This is a genomic window from Nitrospira sp. (assembly GCA_037045225.1).
Taxonomy (GTDB): domain Bacteria; phylum Nitrospirota; class Nitrospiria; order Nitrospirales; family Nitrospiraceae; genus Nitrospira_A.
Genome location: JBAOHZ010000009.1, coordinates 3111398 through 3129128, shown reverse-complemented (window position 1 = coordinate 3129128; position 17731 = coordinate 3111398). Strand labels below are relative to the sequence as shown.

Sequence of the window (17731 nt, the reverse complement as noted above, 5' to 3'; positions counted from 1 at the left end):
ATGCAACGGATGACGACCTCCAGGAGACGGCTACAACTCGAGCATTTTCTGGTACGCCCGTAGCAGATCGCCTACCGACAGCACTCCGATGATCGTCCCGTCTTCCGTAACCGGCAGGTGCCGAATGCCATCTTTCTTCATCAGCCGCAAGGCTTCCTTCACGGGTTCGCTGTCTTCGATCGTGACCACCGCCTTGCTCATGCAAGACATGACGGTCGTCGTGTTCGGATCCAACCCCTTGGCCACCGCCTTCCGGCTCAGATCCGTATCGGTAATGATGCCGATGTACCTGGACCCGTCGTCGACCAGCAGTGATCCGATGCGCCATTTCTGCAGCAGCCGGCCGGCCTCCTTGATCGAGGCGCCTTTGTGCACGCTTCGAACCTCCGACGACATGAACTCCCCCACCGTGCGCCCATCGATCCGTTCTCCAAGCGTGCGCCGCCAATCACGGCCTACCCGGGCGCTCTTCTTGAGTTCAAGCTGCGCGAGGCAACTCTCCAGCACCTGTTTCCGCTGATGCAGGCTTTCGCGATCGAGGTTGTGCGTTCCCGCTTCCTGCGCCTCCTCCGGCAGGATCGCGGCCTCTCCGAGCTTGGCGTACTGATACGCCTCCAGTTCCTCCGAGGCCCCCCCGAACGCTTCGCTCAGGATCTCCTCGGCCTGCTCGTCAAACCCTTCCAGTGATGCATTCCCCTTCCGTCGCGACAAAAACGGCTGGAACGCTCCCAACGTCTCCCGAATCTCTTCAATATGCCGGCTGAGTAGATCCGCCGGTTCCTGGCTCGATTTCACTCTCTTGGCCATGCTGCCTCCTTGTTGAGCCAAGAGAATAGCTCAAGTACGGTATCGGCTCAAGTTTCAAAGATCAGGCTGAAAACGGTTGCGGCGTGAGACCGGACAGAGTCCCGGACGCTTCGCTACCCGACCCCGCAGGCTTCGCAACCCCCGCGGCTTTGGGCGTCACCTTGCCGCGCACACGATGCATTTTATCGCGCGTATGGTAGGGCATCAGGGTCTCCAGCACCGCAGGAAGCCTGTCGCAAGGCACATCCTCCATGATCTTCGTCGCCGGCTTCGGATCAGGCCCCGACCGGCCACCGACAAAAATATCCACCGCATCCACGACCTTGCCGCCGACTCTGGCCTTTTTTCCAAGAAGCCCGATGTCCGCCACGAGGTGATTGCCGCAGCCGGCCGGACAACCGGACCAATGCAAGGTGATGGGCTTGAGATTGTCGCCCAACTTGCGTTCCAACACCCGCGCCGTTTCGACAGCCCGAGTTTTGGTTTCAATGACGGCTAGATTGCAGTAGTCGCTCCCCACGCAACTCACTAGTCCCTTGTAGAGAGCGGACGGGTTGTAGGCGAATTGCTTCACTAGAGGCTCCTCCGCCACTTCACCCACCAACCGGTCGCTGATATGGGGGATCACGAAGGCTTGCGCCGGCGAGAGACGGACCTCTCCGTTGCCATACCGAGTCGCCAAGGCGGCCATGTTCCGGAGATCAGCCGCCTTCACCCGACCGACCAACACCTTCAGCCCGACATAGTTCATGCCCCGTTGTTTTTGACGGAAGATGCCGATGTGGTCGCGCTCCACCGCCCCCCTCGCATCCACCCCTGCCGTGGAGAGCGTTCTTCCGACCAGCCGTTCGACTTCCTGCCGTACTCGCGCTTCACCCCAGGCCTCCACGAGAAAGGCGAGACGCGCTTGGGTGCGATTCTCACGCGGACCATGGTCACGATAAATGTGCAGCAAGGCCCGGCACACCTCGAGGGCTTCCGCCGGATTCACGAACATGTCCAACGAACCGGCAATCCGATAGCCGCCTGATCCCAACTTACCCCCGACCAGCACGTTGTACCCGTAACACTTATCATGTCCCAGATCGTGATAGGCCGGGACCAGCGCGATGTCTTGGGTTTCCGTATGGAGGCAATTGTCCGGGCAACCGGTGACCGCGATATTGCACTTGCGCGGCAGATTCGTATAGGCCGGATTCCCCAGTATTTCTTGATTGATGGCACGCACGATGTCCGTCCCATCGACCAGTTCGTTGGGATTCAGGCCTGCCACGGGACAGGTCATGATGTTCCGTACCGTGTCCATTCCCGTTTGCATCGACGTCAGGCCCGCCTCCTCCAGCTTACTGAACACCGTCGGCACATGCTCAATCGTCAGATGCCGGAGTTGGACTTGTTGCCTGGTGGTGACATCGACCACCCCGTTGCCGTATTGCAGCGCGATATCGGCCAACGTGTCGAGTTGTGCCGACGTGGTTTGCCCGCCCGGCATGCGTACCCGCAACATGAAGTGGCCCGGCGTCGGATTTCGCAAAAACAACCCGTACCACTTCAACCGTTGAATATCGTCTTCCGGAATAGCCTCCCATCCCGCTTGCGCATAGTGCGCGATCATGTCGCGCACCGTCAGCCCGTCTCGCTCCGACTTAATTACCTCGATCTTGTTCATCACCTGCCTCCCAATGCGACGGAATAGTCCGGTCCGGATTTCCTCAACACCACCGCTCCTGCCCGACTCAACTGATCCACGACCAGCAACACCTGTGACACGCTCAAACCGGACAGGGCCATCAGTTGCTCGAATGTCTGGGGAGCCTGTCGCTCCAGCACCGTCAGTACGGCAGTTTCAGCATTCGTGCTCATGATGTCCTCCCTTCGGTTGAGCGCCGTCCGCGCATCAGAGACCGGTTCTTCTTAAAACGTCTTGTACTCGAGCCACTTGCCGTTCAATGTGATTTTGCATCGAGCCTCGCCCTGACTGCCGGTGACCTTTTCCATATCCAACGTAAAGTCGATGGCGCTCATGATCCCGTCACCGAACATTTCATTCGCCATCTCCCGCATCGAATCGCCATAGACCCCGATGACTTCCAACAGGCGATACTTAAACGGATCCGTCGCATTCGGAAAATCGGCCCGGACGGGAAACGCGCTCAGGGAACTGACTTGTTCTTTATCCAAATCCAGCAGCTTGCCCACTTTGCCCGCGTCCTTCGGCGACAGACGGTGATTTCCGTTCAAGGCTGCGGCTACGAACGTCGGATTCTTCCCCACCGTCTTCGCTACTTCTGCGATCGTGACCTTCTTCTTCAACCGTTGTGCCTTGATCGCCTTGCGTACTGCTGCTTTTTCCATTGTGATCTCCCTTTAGTGATTCGCCCGTGAATACACTCCCGCACCGTGACTTATTACGATCCTGCTACCACCGACACCACCGGTTGAGCCACCGGGGCCGCCGTCGCTTCACTCACGCGATAGGGACTCACCATCCAATAGAGCCCCCCGACAAATAACCCGCCGCCCACCAGGTTCCCCAACACGACAAACAGCTGGTTGTACCAAAAGGCCCCCCAAGTCACCGCCGAGTCATGCGGCAGAAACAACGCCATGCCCAACAACGATTGATTGGCGATGCTATGCTCGAACCCGGTGCCGATGAAGGCGAACAGGCACCAGAAGATCAGGAGAATCTTCGCCGTATCGTTGCTCGTTCGCCCCGTCATCCAGACCGCCAGACAGATCAGCCAGTTGCAGAGAATGCCCCGCACGAACAGCTCCCAGGCAGGCAACGACATTTTTAGCGCAGCCACGCGCTCGATCAGTTCCGTCGTCGGGCCTTTGGCGAACACGCCCGATTGGACAATGAGCCAGGCCAACCCCAACGAGCCCGCCAGATTGCCGAGCCAGGACCAGGCATTGAGTTGCATGACTTGCGCCCAAGTGAGACTTCTGGTCAGGCCACCGATGGTACCGATGAGGTTATTGCCGGTGAACAACTCCGACCCCGCGAAGATCACGAGTGTCAACGCAATCCCGAACGACACTCCCATCACGAGTTTGACGACCGGAGATCCGGCCGCCGCCAACGGTCCCCCCACACTGAAGATCAACGCAATTCCAAACCCGAGATAGATCCCGGCTAAGGCCGAGAGGATGAGATATCCACCTGGTGACCGTTCGAAATACGACCACTTCTTTACTGCCACCCCTGCGATCCGCTCGTGATCCGCTGTATGCATGAGGCTCTCCCTTCGGTGGTCGCTGTGTCCGCACAACTCAAAAAAAAAGACGCCCTCATCCCATAATCGGGAAGAGGACGCCATTGTCCTGCGCGGCAAGGTTCGTACAACCTCGCCTGGTGCTGTCTGTCGACTTCAGTGTCGACGGCAATAAAAAAGGCGCCCGCCACTCTTGGAAGAATGACGGACGCCTTTGTCCGTGTACCGTATGTAGGGCTGGGATCACATCAGGCGTCGTTGCCTGTTCTCACCCAACCTTTGCATGTATACCATCGCCCCATGGACTCGTCAAGCCCTCTCAACGAGAAAACTCTGGCTACACGTCATAATACAGGAAGAACTCATACGGGTGCGGCCGTAACCGCATCGTGTCCACTTCCTTGGTCCGCTTATACCCGATCCAGGCCTCAATGAGGTCCTCGCTGAACACCCCGCCCTTGAGCAGGAACTGATGATCCTTCTCCAGGTGGTTGAGGGCCTCATCCAGGCTCCCCGGCATCGTGCGAATCTTCGCCGCTTCCTTGGCCTCGAGATCGTACAGATCCTTCTCAGCCGGCTCTCCCGGGTTGATCTTGTTCTCGATCCCGTCCAATCCGGCCATCAGCATGGCCGAAAACGCCAGATAAGGATTGGCCGCTGGATCCGGGAAGCGCACTTCGATCCGCTTCGCCTTCGGGCTTGGAGAATACATGGGAATCCGAATACCAGCCGACCGGTTCCGGCTCGAATAGGCCAGCAACACCGGGGCTTCAAAGCCGGGCGTCAACCGCTTATAGGAGTTCGTCGAGGGGTTGGTGAAGGCCGCCAGGGCCGGAGCATGCTTCAAGATGCCGCCGATGTAATGCAGGCACATCTGCGACACGCCGGCATATTCTTTTCCGGCAAACAACGGCTTCCCTTCCTTCCAGATGCTCTGGTGGGTGTGCATGCCCGATCCGTTATCGCCGAAAATCGGCTTCGGCATGAAGGTCACCGTCTTGCCGTGCCGCCGCGCCACGTTCTTGACGATGTACTTGAACATCATCATCTTGTCCGCGGTTCTCAGCAGGCTATCAAAACGGATATCGATTTCCGCCTGGCCTGCCGTGGCCACTTCGTGGTGATGTTTCTCAGTAGCGATGCCCGCCTTTTCCATTTCGAGAATCATTTCCGTGCGGATGTCCTGCTGCGTGTCGGTCGGCGGAACCGGGAAGTACCCTTCCTTCTGTCGGATCTTGCCGCCCAGGTTCACGCCCTCCTGCCCCATGTTCCACACGCCCTCGTCGGAATCAATGTGGTAGTAGGCGCTGTGGTTCGTCTGGTCGTACCGCGCATGATCGAAGATGAAAAACTCGGCTTCCGGCCCCCAGTAGGAGGTGTCGCCGATCTTGGTGCTCTGGAGATATTTCTCCGCCTTCTGGGCGATGTATCGCGGATCGCGATCGTACATTTCACGCGTGATCGGATCGACGACATTGCCGATGAGGCTCAATGTGGGCACCGAACAAAACGGATCCATGCAGGCGGTTGCCGGGTCCGGCACGAGCAGCATGTCGCTGTTGTTGATGGCTCGCCAGCCGCGAATCGACGACCCGTCGAGCCCGGAGCCGTCCTTGAACAGGCCTTCCGTCAGTTCACTCATGGGAATCGTAAAATGCTGCCAGGTGCCGATCAGGTCCACAAACTTCATGTCCACGACCTGGACCTTATTCTTCTTTGCAAAATCTAACACCTCACGAACGTTCATCCCCTCCTCCTTTCAACCGCCGATAAAATAACCGCCCCACACACTGTCACTTACGCCGCATGAGCCCCGAGAAACTGCTCGATTTCAGTGAGAATCGACGCCCGAATCGATTCCAGCCGACCGGCCTCCTCCACTTTCTTCCCATCTATCCCCGTCACATAAAACACGTCGGCTACCTGATCGAGCCGGGTGGAAATCCGGGACGCATGCACCGACAACCCCAGCTGAAAAATCGCGTTCGTGATAATGTACAACAATCCCTGCCGATCATCCGCAAAAACATCCAGAATGGTAAAGCGATCGGACGTTTCATTGTCGATCCGCACTTCCGCCGGCTGCCGGTGTGCTGGTAAGGACCGCCCCATGTTCAGCCTGGCTCCGCGACGCATCATCGACTCAATAGCCTGACGCCCCGTCAGCACCTCCGTGATTGTGCCGGCAATCGATTCGCGGCGCTCAACAGGCGGAGCCCCCTGATAGTCCGGATCGGCCACCTGGAAGGTATCGACCACCACGCCGTCTTTTCGCGTGACGATCTGGGCATCCAGAATCTGCAATCCGCCCGCGGCCATGACGCCGGCGATCTTCGAAAACAGACCCGGAATCAGATCGTCGTACGCAATGACGGCATATTCGCAGGTTCCCAACGGGGCATTAAACTCCGTCTCCACCACCACGCCCCCGGCTTGTAACCGACGAATGGCCCCAAGATGCGCGGCAATACGCCTGGGACTGGTCCCATAGACGTATCGGAGCGGGAACTGTTCCAGTTCAGACCGGATCCATCCCTTGTCGGACGGGAGATCCCGATCGGCCTCCGGCTGTGACGCCACGTCGTCGGCAATACGCGCCAGGCGCTGCGGTTCATCCGCCGTCTCACGCTCGCCGGACACCTCCTGCATGGCCCGCAGGTATAACTCGATCAACAGCGACTCTTTCCACTTGGTTAGAACATCCGGGCCGACTGCGGCGATATCTGCGGCCGTCAGGGCCAACAACTTGCGCAACACTTCCGGCGTGCCCACTTCGCGCGCAAACGGCAGCAACACTTTGTCATCGTAGGGATCGCGACGGAAGGCGGTATGGGCCATCAGCAAATGGCGATGGACCAGCATGACCAACGTCAGCGAGTCTCGCTCATCAAACCCCAATCGGGCGGCCGTTTCTTCCGCCAACCGTTTGCCAACTTCGCTGTGGTCTTCCTCGTGCCCCTTCCCCAGATCGTGGAGCAACAACGCCAGATGCAGCAAATCCTTCCGCTTGATCTCCCGGTAGACTTCACCGAGCACACCGGGATGCTCGGCCAAGGCTTCGGCCTTCGCCACGGCCAGCAGGCTATGCTCATCGACCGTGTACTTGTGGTACTGGTTGAATTGCATCAGCCCGCGCACGCGCGAAAAGGCCGGTACCAATTTCTCCAGGAGATGCGCGCGGTGCATCGCCTCCAGTGCCCGCGCCGTACCGGGCCCCGCCAGAATCGACAGGAACGTACGACCGGTCTCGGGTGTATGAAATTGCTCGACCGAAAGCGTCTCTGCCTGACGATGAATGTCTTCGAGGAGCGACGGGTCGATCGTCAAACGACGCGACCTCGCCAAATCGAAGAGCTTCAGCAGCGAGGCGGGTTGCGCCAGAACCTGAGATCGCAACTCGACCGGCACGGTCAGCGCCTCGCCATCGAGCACAAAGTACCGATCGATCCGGGGAGACGGCAACCATCGAACCACCCGCTGCCACAAGGAGCGCCGGCGACAACGCTCGACAAATCGCATCAATGCCGCATGCAGCCCCATCGTGTGCCGATAGTATTGCTGCATAAACTGTTCGACGGCGAGTAAATGCGGCCGGTCGGCGAAGCCCAGATGTGTGGCCAACCAGACCTGTTCGTCGAACGTAAGAATTTCCTGCGCCATACCGCCCCGGCTATGGAGAAACGAGCGGACGCGCAGCAAAAACTCCCTTGCCTCCTTAATCGCCCGATAGTCGGCTTGCGAGAGAATCCCGCGATCCGATAGCTCACGAATCGTGGCGGCCTGGAAGCGCGCAGCCCCGATCCATTGCAGTAGATGGAGGTCTCGCAATCCGCCTTTGCTTTTTTTGACGTTTGGCTCCAGAAGATAGACCGTTTCACCGAACTTCTGATACTCGCGCTGCCGCTCGGCCACCTTCTGCTCGAGGTAGGTGTCGAACCCGTGCGACGCGACTTTTCGAACGTATCGCGCATGAAACTGCTGGAACAGATCCGCGCTCCCTGCGAGGAAACGGGCCTCCATCATCGACGTTCGGACCGTCAGATCGGCGAGCCCCAAATCCACGCAGTCTTGAATAGTCCGCACGCTATGGCCGACCTGGAACCCGCTGTCCCATAGCGGATGGAGCACCTGCTTCACCAGCTCGGGGATCACCTTCGCGGCGTCAGGGTGAAACAGAAACATGAGGTCGATATCGGAGCAGGGCGCCAATTCCCGCCGGCCATACCCACCGATCGCCACCAGGCAACAATGTTGGAATCCTGCCGTCGTGAGCGACTCGCCGCCGGTGCGCGCCGCAGTCCGGTAACGGCCGATGATGACTCCATCGACCATGTCCGTGGTCGCCGTAACCACCTCGTCGCCCGAAGCGCCCGCAAGCAGCCGCTGCTGAATGGCCTGCCGCTGCTCAGCCAACAACTGGGACACCGACGCGGGAGCCACGTCCTGCTCCGTATGAGAATCCGCTTTCACAGCGTGCGACATACCTAGAGAGCGCTTTCCCCCGTCTCGCCCGTACGAATCCTGACGGCAGCGGTGAGGTCCCGCACAAAGATTTTTCCGTCGCCGATGCTGCCGGTTTTGGCGGCACGCGTAATCGTTTCGAGCACACGCTGCACCTGACCGTCGTTCACCGCGACCTCGATCTTCACCTTCGGCACAAACTCGATCGTGTACTCCTGCCCCCGATAGGTCTCTTTATGCCCCTTCTGGCGGCCAAATCCCTTGACCTCCGTGACCGTCATACCCTGAATGCCGATCTCCAGCAGGGCGTCCTTCACTTCATCGAGCTTGAACGGTTTAACGATGGCTTCGATTAATTTCATCCTTGCCTCCAGGGAGTAGCTCTCAGCCGTCAGCGGTCAGCTCTCAGGCGAGGAAAGAGTCCTGACAATCTTGCTGACGACTGATGGCCGATTGCGCTGAGCTGGCTTCACTCATGAATACGCCCGCTCGTTATGTTGGCTCAAATCCAAACCGGTCGCTTCTTCCTCAGACGACACCCGTAGCCCGGTCAGAGAATCCACCAGCTTGAGGATGAGAAACGTGCCGATGATCGTGAACGTCATCGTGACAACCACAACCAAGAGTTGGATGCCGAGGAGGCTGGGGTTACCGAAAAACAATCCATCGGCACCTCCGGCATTGACCGCTTTACTGGCGAAAAGTCCGGTGGCCAGAATTCCGATCACCCCTCCGACTCCATGGATCCCCACGACGTCAAGCGAGTCATCATAGCCGAATCGCCCCTTCCAGACAATCGCGGCATAACAGGTCATGCCGGCGACCAAACCAATGGCAATGGCCGACATGGGACCGATATATCCCGCCGCCGGGGTCACGGTCGCGAGTCCCGCCACCGCGCCGCTGGCCATCCCAAGCACCGTGGGCTTGCCGCGATGTGCCCATTCAACCACACACCAGGCGATGGCGCCCATCGCCGCCGCAGCATGCGTCGCGAGAATGGCCGACACTGCCACCCCGTTGGCGCCGAGCGCGCTGCCACCATTAAATCCAAACCAGCCGAACCAGAGGAACCCGGTCCCAAGTAACGTCATCGGCAGATTGTGAGGCGCCATATAATCCGTTCCATATCCTCGACGCTTGCCTAGCACAATCGCGCAGATCAGAGCCGCTGCCCCTGAGCTGATATGAATGACGGCGCCACCGGCAAAATCCAACGCCCCCAACTTGGCCAACCATCCGCCCCCCCAGATCCAATGCGCCAGCGGCACATACACCAAGATCGACCACAGGGCGGCAAACAGCACGACCGACGTAAAGCGCTTCCGCTCGGCAAACGCACCCGTGATCAACGCCGGTGCAATGGCGGCGAACATCAATTGGAACAACATGAAGGCCTGGTGAGGAATCGTCGGGCCGTAGACCGGATGCGGTTCGCTACCGACCCCACTGAGCCCGACCCAGTCCAATCCACCGATCAGACCGCCATGATCCGGCCCGAACGCCAGGCTATATCCGAACAGGATCCACAGCAGACTCACTACGCTCAGAATCATGACGCTTTGCATGATCGTGCCGAGCACGTTTTTGGTGCGCACCAGACCGCCATAAAACAGCGCGAGGCCGGGCATGAGCATCGCCAGCACGAATGCTGAGGACACCAGAACCCACGCCGTATCTCCGGTATCGACTTTAAGTGGCGCTTGCTCGGCCCAGGCCGGCCCACTGCCCATTCCTAAAAGCAGGAATAGGCCCCCGACTATGCCCACGACGATCGTTTTCCGCTGTGCCGATGCCTTCACCATGTTCCTCCTTCGGCTATGCCGCTTGCCAAGAGGCCTCCCCCTTCACTCTGCAAAGGAGGAGGCCCAGGCAAGAGCCTAAAACGTCTTCGTGAACTTCAATTTATAAAAATCTTGATTGTCTGTCAGGTCTTTGCCCGCCGTGAACCGGAAGGCCATATTTCCAGGCAATTTCATTTCAACATAGGGTCCGAGCCAGCGATAGTAATCTTGAGCCGCTCCCGGCGCGCTACTGTCACGCGTCGTCAACAAATGCTCATAGTGTGCCCCGACCGACCACATGCTGTTCACCCGTACACCAGCGTTCGCCCAGTAATGCAGGAAATCCCACGTGCCCCGGCCACCGGTCTGACTCGTACCCAAGCAATTCGTACCCACCAACCCGTTGCACCCGGTCGCCCCACCGCCCCCGTCTCCGCCTTCGCTCCGGATGGCCTTGTAGTAGCCCATGTAGAACTCACCTTCGAAGCGATCGTCTATGTAATTCGCAATGATGGTGGGAACAGCGCCTTCAAAGGCGGTGGTTCGTTCGTTGACACTGCCGCCCCCGTTGGGAAAGAACCCGCCGCGGGAGGATAACAGACTGCCGTGCACAAACCCGATCATGGGCGTGATGGACAAGCGCTTTTCCAGAAAGGTAAAGTTCAGACCCACATCCGTCTCAAGCCACGGCGCGTTGTCGTGCACCCCCACACCGCTGATCTGGGTCCAATACGTAAAGCTGAACGCCAGGGCAATGTTGTCGGTCAATCCATAGGTCCCGTAGATTGACGGATTGAACCCGAAGAAACTGTCGGCTTGCATCGCCATGGTCACCGACACAGGATGTTTGGTCGTGTCCATCAAATCGTCTGTTGTCCCGGCTTGTGCCGTGCCGAGCCCCCCGCCTCCGAGCCCTGCCAACAATGCCAGCCCCAACACCCATGTCCGTGCCTTTCGGCCAACCAACATACTCATGACGCCTCCAATGAGAGAAGAAGTGAAAGTGCCCGCTCACAGCCCCTCCTCGTGCTGGGTCTGTGAGTCCGTCTCTCTGGCGCCGTTGCCAGTGGTGATGACCGACGTCGTTGTCGATCCTGCTGCTGCCTGTACTACCGGTACCCGTTGGTGATCGGCATGCGCCGATCCTTCCCGAACGCTCGATGCGTAATCTTGATCCCCAGCGGCGCTTGTCGCCGCTTGTATTCACTGCGATCCACCAGCGCGATCACCCGTGCGACCGTCTCCCGATCGAATCCCATCGCGGCAATATCCTCCAAGGCGCGGTCTTCCTCGACGTAGGCCTTGAGAATCGGATCGAGGATGGCGTAGGGGGGCAAACTATCTTCATCTTTTTGATCGGGGCGTAACTCCGCGGTCGGAGCCCGCTCAAGAACACGCTTCGGAATTACCGGGGCCGGCCCGACTTGATTGCGCATGTGCGACAGCTCGTAGACCATGGTCTTCGGCACATCCTTAATCACCGCAAACCCGCCGGCCATATCGCCATACAACGTCGCGTATCCGACACTCATCTCGCTCTTATTTCCGGTGGTCAGCACCAGATGACCGAACTTGTTCGAATAGGCCATCAGCAGGTTGCCCCTGATTCGAGCCTGCAGATTTTCTTCGGTCGTGTCCGGGCGTCGTCCCTCAAAGGATCGACTGAGGGCACGCACATACGTCTTGAACATCGTGGTGATAGGGATGGTATCGACCTGAATGTGCAACCGGCGAGCCATGTCCGCGACATCCTCGCGGCTGGCCCGCGACGTATAGGGCGAGGGCATAAACACCCCCAGCACATTCTCCGCCCCCACGGCGTCGACGGCGATGACCGCGGTGATGGCCGAGTCCACCCCGCCGCTTAATCCGATGACGACACGCTTAAACCCGTTCTTGCGAACGTAATCCTGTACCCCGAGGACCAAGGCGCGATAGGCCTCATCCAACCGACCCAACGGAGGCTCCAGACCCGGAACCACGACCGACTTCGACGTCCTTCTCACAGGCAGACGCACATCGACCCGGTCGATGAGAGCCGCCACGCGCGGCGACAGAGGGGCCTTTCGTCCCTGAGCCATGCGCGCCCGCCCGACAGCCGCGACATCGAGATCCGCCACGATGAGATCCTGCTCAAACGCCTTCCCCCGCGCGACGATCTCGCCCGCCTGGTCCACAATCATGCTGCAGCCGTCGAAGACCAACTCGTCCTGCCCGCCGACTGTGTTGGTATATGTCACGATCACGCGATTCTCACGGCCTCTGGTGGCCAGCACCTGTTCGCGCAGTCGCCCCTTCCCGACATGGAACGGCGATGCGTTGATATTGACGATGACCTCGGCACCCGCCGCAGCCTGTGCACGGGTGGGCCCGTCAGAAAACCAGATGTCTTCGCAAATGTTCACCCCGATCGTGGTACCGTTCAAAACCAACAACGGCAGGCGAGAACCGGGGTGAAAGTACCGGCTCTCATCGAACACGCCGTAGTTCGGCAAATGACGTTTGCGGTAGGTGGCGAGAATCCGTCCGTCAGACACCAGCGACGCCTCGTTATACAACGCCTGTCGATCGGTCGACGGAAATGACGGAGCATCCGACTCGGACACCGAGGCCGCCCCCTGACCGACGGACCCGACGACAACGACCACGCCACGCGCAGCCGCCGCGACCGCCTTCAACGCGCGACGGGTGTCTGCGATGAAGCGGGGCTTGAACAGCAGATCCTCCGGCGGGTACCCGGTGATAGCGAGTTCGGGGAAGACGACAAGATCGGCCTTTGCCCGTCGTGCGTCCTTGATCCAGGCTTGGATCGAGCGCGTGTTCCCGACGATATCCCCGACGGTCGGGTTCATCTGGGCCATGGCAATTCGAAGCGAACGCATACAAAAGACTCTCGGCAATCAGCAGTCAGCGTATCTGCGAACCATCAGATCTTCGACAACCGGCACTAATGGCTGATCGCTGTGTGCCGACGGCTACCATCAGATAAAAAAAAACGCCCTCTGACCCCATGCTGTGGATCGGAGGACGTCATTGTCCGGTTCGGCTATGTCGTTCTGAACGCAGTGCCCGTCGGAGACGCCATTGTCCCCGAAAATCATTCGGAGTGTATACCACCGGCTAAGACGGGCTGTCAACCATTTGCCCCTCCTTTTTCTAAGGAAAATCAGGCGGCTCACTCGGCCGGCTATGATAGAATGCCGCCGCATGCAGAGGACGCGCACACCAATCCGCAGCCGACCAGAACGACGTCCGATCTCCCCCATGTGGGTCATCGGGGCACTCCTCTCCTGGCTATTCCTCTCTGCCTGCAACGGCACCAGCCACCTCGTACGGATCGGCGACGGGCCGTTGGGTGCCGTCTCCCTTGAGCGCTTAGACACTAGGGGGACCACCGCACGGTATAGTGGCCCATCGGGGAGCTTCCAAGCGTCGCATCCTGCCGAGATTCAGTCAGCTCAGGTCACGCTCCTCCTCTCCGGACTTCACATCTCCGGCATCGAACGCGCAACACCGACAGATGGCGTCACCGGCTATCCGCTCTTCTCCCATGACGAGGTAGTGTTCCTCGCCCCGTTCATCAGCAAGGCCCTTGCGGAGGCCGAGCAGAATCAACGCGTCAAGTTTTCCGTGAAGGACGATGGGGTTATCACGGATGGAACCCTATACGTGTACCGCAACCTATTCCGAGTATCCCTCTCACATTACCGGACCAAACCAGGCCAAACCGATGGCCAACTCGCGTCCTACACACTCGCCTTTCGGCCAGGAGAAGCCGTGGTACACACCGACACCCCGCAATCCTGGATGATCATCGAGCCGGACCAACCACGGATCGCCGTCTCGATGAATGCCCTGAAGCAACTGCCGCCGCCAACCGCGGCCCAGACGGCGGAGCCGATCGCGGCTGGAACGGCATCGAAAACATTGCCTACTCCAATGCCCGACCAGAGTCGCCTCCAACAGGAGCTGCAAGCGACGAAAGATCTGGTTGTGAAACAGGCGGAAGAGCTGCAGCGAGTGAAAGCGGAGCTGGACTCCGTGCGGCATCAGCTGGCAGATAAAGAACTCGCCGCTCCCAAGGCGAAACCGAAGGTCATGCCTCGCAAGCCAGCTCCGTTCCCATAACGTTCGTGTCCTCAACCAGGGACCACTCACCCGTCACGGAGCGGAAATCGGAGGCGACACGCACCGCTCCCACCCCATGAGCACAGGCGTCAGCGTAGCTCCGGCTGCGCCAGCACTTCCTTGGCATCATACACGTCATCCGCGCCGACCGGCTTCTTGCCCTTATACATCGTCACGGTCATCGACGTGCGCCGTGAGAGTGCCAGCACATCGGCCCGCTGCGCCAGGCGGAAGAAATCGTAGCCCTCGCGCAACGTCAATTCCGCGCAGCGTCGCCGCAGGTAGACATCGAGTTGCTCCTGCGAGGTAAATGAGCTCACGCGATATTCAACACGGTAGACGTTCTCTGTGAGCTGTTCGACCTCACCCCGGTCAGCCCCGACCAACGGAGTGTATTGCCTGATGCCACAGGCACTTGTCACAAGGACCAGCAGAAGAACTATGGCCGCTCGTTGTCTCCTCGCCATCCCAACCTCCGCTATTCACAGACGGGCTCGAACATGCGCTGCTACGTTCATTACTGTGTGGATGTTCAGCGGCATCCGTTAACTGTGGCACTGAGCCGTCAGGAGGGGCACACGTCGATTCCACCGCCGGAGCCCTCCAAGCGGGTACCGCCCACGAAACAGAATGGGGAGACCGAAGACACGCAGAGCGGGAAGTCTTGCGGAAAACACGATTCGCGGTCGCCCCCGGCACCGCGAAAATCGATCCAAGTGCCAGGGCCTGCGCCCTCTCCACTGGCCGAAACGTTGCCCAGCGGGGATTACCCCCTGCCCTTATCAGCCCGCTCTTCGATTTCACCAGCGAGGAGAATGGCTTCGGCAATCTCTCGCATGGACTTGCGGAGATCCATACTTTGCCGCTGAATCAACTTGAACGCCTCATCTTCGGAGAGACGTTTCGACCGCATGAGATACCCCTTGGCCCGATCGAGTAGCTTGCGGACTTGCAGGGCTTCCTGCATCTCGAACGATTTCTCCACCAACGTCGTGTGCTCAATGGAAATCGCGGCCTGATTGGCAATCGCCTGCATCAGCTTTACATCCTCCGCTGTGAAGGTATGCGGCTTCGAGGTATACGTATTGATCACCCCGATCGCCTTCTCCCGCACCAGCATCGGCACGCACAAGAGTGAGCAGAGGCCTTCCTTTGCGGCCATATCCGGATACATATAAGACCGTTCTTTGGTGACATCCGGAACGATGATCGGCCGACGATCCTGAACAGCACGCCCGCTAATGCTTTGTCCGACCTTCACGTTGGGCTTACGCCGATACTGCTCACTCAGACTCTGGGTCGCCGCAATCCGAAGTTCGCCGGTCGTCTGCTCCAACAGAATGATGGAGCAAATCTTCGATCCCATCATTTGGGCCGTCATGGTGACAATCAATTGCAGCACATCCTCGATCAATCGATTCGAGGACACGGTTTCCGAAACCTGAGACAGCGTATCCAGCTGCAGTGCCTTGCGCGTCATCTGATCGTACAGACGAGCGTTCTCAATGGCGCCCCCAACCTGCGTGGCAATGGTCGAAAGCAGGGCCAATTCGTCGGGCCGGTAGCGGCGCGACCGCTTATGTTGCACATTGATCACGCCGACGACTTCCTGCTTGGTCGTGATCGGCACGGAGACGAAGGCCTGGTAACGGTCTTCCGGAAGGTTGTGAAAAAACTTAAAGCGGGTATCATCGCTGGCGCTGTTGGGAATGACGACACGTGTCCGCTCCCGCGCGACCCACCCGGTGATGCCCTCGCCCATCCCGATGGTAATCCGTCCGATCAGCTTCGGATGGGGATTCTTGGAGGCTCGCAGGATGAGCTCGTCCCGGTTATCAGACAACAAATACAACAAACAGGCATCGGCTTTGGTCACTTCCACGACCATATCCACGATGTGCCGCAGCACGGCCTCCAAGTCGAGCGTGTTGCTGATCGACTCGCTGATGCGATGAAGAACATCCACCTCCCGAGTCTTTTCCCGTAGGGCTTGTTCGACTTGAATCAACGTTCGTTTCGCCGCCATTCCGCTCCTACCGGCCCTGTCTCATAGGCGTTTCCCTCTTTCGCTTGCCGGATTCCCGCGCACGCACATCCTGAAACCAGTCGCGAGTCCGGCTCTTCTCCAGCGGGATGATTTGTACTGCCCCGATCCGCTCCGGCACCACGCAATAAATCGTGCCGGCGGACACTTTCTTATCCTGTTGCATGGCGGCCCACAACGCATTGAACGCCACCTTTGGCAGCCGATCCGGCAATCCGGCTGCTTTCACCAGGGCACGCAATCGCGCAACCACCTCTTCTCCACAATAGCCCAGGTGCCGGGCCAGGTCGGCCTCATAGACCATACCGACCGCAACCGCCTCCCCGTGAATGAATCCCCGGTAGCCGCCGAGGGATTCCAGCGCATGCCCAATCGTATGACCGAAGTTCAAAATCCGCCGTCGATCGGCTTCTCGCTCATCCTCCGAGACCACCTGTGCTTTGATCTCACAGGACCGCTTCACAATGTGGGCAACCGTATCGTCCGTCAAATGATTGATCGCTTCGATATGCCGTTCCAGGTAATCGAAGAAGGCCGCGTCCGCGATCACGCCGTATTTGATGACCTCTGCCAAACCGGCTTTCCATTCGCGCGGAGGCAGAGTCGCCAACATCGCAGGGTCGATGAACACTGCGCGCGGCTGGTTGAAGGCCCCGACCAAATTCTTCCCCTTGGGGTGATCGACACCTGTCTTGCCGCCGACGCTTGAATCGACCTGCGCTACCAAACTCGTCGGGACCTGTACGAACGGGATACCACGCTGATAGATCGCGGCGGCAAACCCGGTGATGTCGCCGATGACACCGCCCCCCAGGGCCAGCAATGTCGAGGAACGCTCAAATCTGGCCGCCACGAGGGCATCCATCACCGTCCCGATGGAGCGAAGGGTTTTCGTTCGCTCTCCGGCGGGCAGCACGATGGACACGACCGTATACCCGGCCGCCTTGAGCCGGCGAGTCACCTGGGGGAGATAGTGCTTGGCAAGATTGCGATCAGTCACAATCCCTACCTTGCCTGCACACTTGAGACGCGTCAGCTCCTCGCCGAGATCCTGCAACAGATCACGTCGTATGACGATGGAGTAACTTCGCGCCCCGAGTTCGACATGAATAGAGGAGGAAGGCTTATTGGTCCGAGACGCTGGCATCAGATATCACACCCATGAGGAGACAGGATCAAGTAACGCGACCGCAAAGGCGGCACGGCTCACAGAACGAGGCACGAGCATACGCCTCCACCGGACACCTTGCGGTGTTGATGGAAACTGAATCGTACACGCGATCGCTAAA

The 17731-nt window shown here is 59.0% G+C and carries 15 protein-coding genes; 1 reads left to right on the top strand and 14 read right to left on the bottom strand.

Features of this window, described 5'->3' with window-relative positions; genetic code table 11:
- Positions 1-30 precede the first annotated feature (30 nt).
- From V9G17_15620 to V9G17_15570, 11 genes are all read right to left on the bottom strand, one after another.
- On the bottom strand, positions 31-807 hold the full coding sequence (locus tag V9G17_15620; GenBank protein ID MEI2754025.1) for a CBS domain-containing protein: 777 nt from the start codon (positions 805-807) through the stop codon (positions 31-33).
- A gap of 61 nt (positions 808-868) precedes the next feature.
- On the bottom strand, positions 869-2476 hold the full coding sequence (locus tag V9G17_15615; protein MEI2754024.1) for a ferredoxin--nitrite reductase: 1608 nt from the start codon (positions 2474-2476) through the stop codon (positions 869-871).
- Positions 2476-2670, bottom strand: coding sequence for a hypothetical protein (locus V9G17_15610; protein MEI2754023.1), 195 nt, complete (start codon positions 2668-2670; stop codon positions 2476-2478). The genes V9G17_15615 and V9G17_15610 overlap by 1 nt, the downstream gene beginning before the upstream one ends.
- A gap of 51 nt (positions 2671-2721) precedes the next feature.
- Positions 2722-3162 carry a cyanase gene (gene cynS / locus V9G17_15605; protein MEI2754022.1) on the bottom strand — a complete coding sequence of 147 codons (441 nt, stop codon included), beginning with the start codon at positions 3160-3162 and terminating at the stop codon, positions 2722-2724.
- 53 nt (positions 3163-3215) lie between these two features.
- A complete protein-coding gene (locus V9G17_15600; protein ID MEI2754021.1) occupies positions 3216-4046 on the bottom strand; it encodes a formate/nitrite transporter family protein in 831 nt (276 codons plus the stop codon).
- A gap of 316 nt (positions 4047-4362) precedes the next feature.
- Positions 4363-5772 (bottom strand): type I glutamate--ammonia ligase, encoded by a 1410-nt coding sequence (gene glnA, locus V9G17_15595; protein ID MEI2754020.1) that lies wholly within the window; start codon positions 5770-5772, stop codon positions 4363-4365.
- 50 nt (positions 5773-5822) lie between these two features.
- A complete protein-coding gene (glnD, locus tag V9G17_15590) occupies positions 5823-8465 on the bottom strand; it encodes a [protein-PII] uridylyltransferase (protein ID MEI2754019.1) in 2643 nt (880 codons plus the stop codon).
- A 44-nt stretch (positions 8466-8509) separates the two neighbouring features.
- Positions 8510-8848 carry a P-II family nitrogen regulator gene (locus tag V9G17_15585; GenBank protein MEI2754018.1) on the bottom strand — a complete coding sequence of 113 codons (339 nt, stop codon included), beginning with the start codon at positions 8846-8848 and terminating at the stop codon, positions 8510-8512.
- A 111-nt stretch (positions 8849-8959) separates the two neighbouring features.
- Positions 8960-10291 carry an ammonium transporter gene (locus V9G17_15580; GenBank protein ID MEI2754017.1) on the bottom strand — a complete coding sequence of 444 codons (1332 nt, stop codon included), beginning with the start codon at positions 10289-10291 and terminating at the stop codon, positions 8960-8962.
- Between the two features lie 75 nt (positions 10292-10366).
- Positions 10367-11245 (bottom strand): DUF6733 family protein, encoded by an 879-nt coding sequence (locus V9G17_15575; GenBank protein MEI2754016.1) that lies wholly within the window; start codon positions 11243-11245, stop codon positions 10367-10369.
- 134 nt (positions 11246-11379) lie between these two features.
- A complete protein-coding gene (locus V9G17_15570) occupies positions 11380-13152 on the bottom strand; it encodes an NAD+ synthase (protein MEI2754015.1) in 1773 nt (590 codons plus the stop codon).
- 382 nt (positions 13153-13534) lie between these two features.
- Between V9G17_15570 and V9G17_15565 the strand changes: the two genes are divergently transcribed.
- Positions 13535-14398 (top strand): hypothetical protein, encoded by an 864-nt coding sequence (locus tag V9G17_15565; protein MEI2754014.1) that lies wholly within the window; start codon positions 13535-13537, stop codon positions 14396-14398.
- A gap of 89 nt (positions 14399-14487) precedes the next feature.
- Here V9G17_15565 and V9G17_15560 read toward each other — a convergent pair whose 3' ends face one another.
- The 3 genes from V9G17_15560 to aroB all read right to left on the bottom strand — a co-directional run bounded on the left by V9G17_15560 (position 14488) and on the right by aroB (position 17589).
- A complete protein-coding gene (locus V9G17_15560) occupies positions 14488-14865 on the bottom strand; it encodes a hypothetical protein (GenBank protein ID MEI2754013.1) in 378 nt (125 codons plus the stop codon).
- 299 nt (positions 14866-15164) lie between these two features.
- Entirely contained in the window at positions 15165-16424 is a 1260-nt protein-coding gene (locus V9G17_15555; GenBank protein MEI2754012.1) for a GAF and ANTAR domain-containing protein, read from the bottom strand.
- Between the two features lie 7 nt (positions 16425-16431).
- Complete coding sequence (gene aroB, locus V9G17_15550; GenBank protein ID MEI2754011.1) at positions 16432-17589, bottom strand: 3-dehydroquinate synthase; 1158 nt, start codon at positions 17587-17589, stop codon at positions 16432-16434.
- Between the last annotated feature and the right edge of the window lie 142 nt (positions 17590-17731).